1 protein-coding gene is annotated in these 542 nt (G+C 42.8%); it reads left to right on the top strand.

What is annotated here, in order from left to right:
- Nucleotide 1 precedes the first annotated feature (1 nt).
- A partial coding sequence (gene rlmE / locus B3182_RS12175; protein ID WP_292752917.1) for a 23S rRNA (uridine(2552)-2'-O)-methyltransferase RlmE occupies nt 2–542 on the top strand: 541 nt, incomplete at its 3' end.

Raw genomic sequence — 542 nt, 5'->3', positions numbered from 1 at the left:
GCTGAAAGAACATTTTGACGATCCTTATGTCAAAAAAGCACAGCAGAAAGGTTACCGTTCCAGAGCAACCTTCAAACTGGAAGAAATCGATCAGAAAGACAAATTAATACGCAACGGCATGTCGGTGGTCGACCTTGGTTCGGCGCCGGGCGGATGGTCTGATTATGCTTTGCATAGGGTCGGTGACAAAGGTAAAGTTATCGCATTGGATATTTTACCGATGACGCCTTTGACTGGAGTACATTTCATCGAAGGTGATTTTCGTGAGGATCATGTACTCGAAAAACTGAATGAAGTATTGGCCGGACAATCAATAGACCTTGTATTATCGGATATGGCCCCCAATATGACAGGTGTAGGCGCAATCGATCAGCCGGGTAGTATGTATCTTGTCGAACTGGCATTGGATTTTGCTATTAATAACTTGAGTAAACAGGGTGATTTTCTGGTCAAAGTTTTTCAGGGTGAAGGCTTTGATGAATTTTTGAAGTCTATGCGGTCACATTTTAATAAAGTGACAACCCGTAAACCTGATGCTTCAC

The sequence above is a fragment of the Methylophaga sp. UBA4204 genome (assembly GCF_002379485.1).
Lineage (GTDB): Bacteria > Pseudomonadota > Gammaproteobacteria > Nitrosococcales > Methylophagaceae > Methylophaga.
Note: the sequence above shows the minus strand (reverse complement) of the source record. Positions and strands in the feature narration are given on the sequence as shown.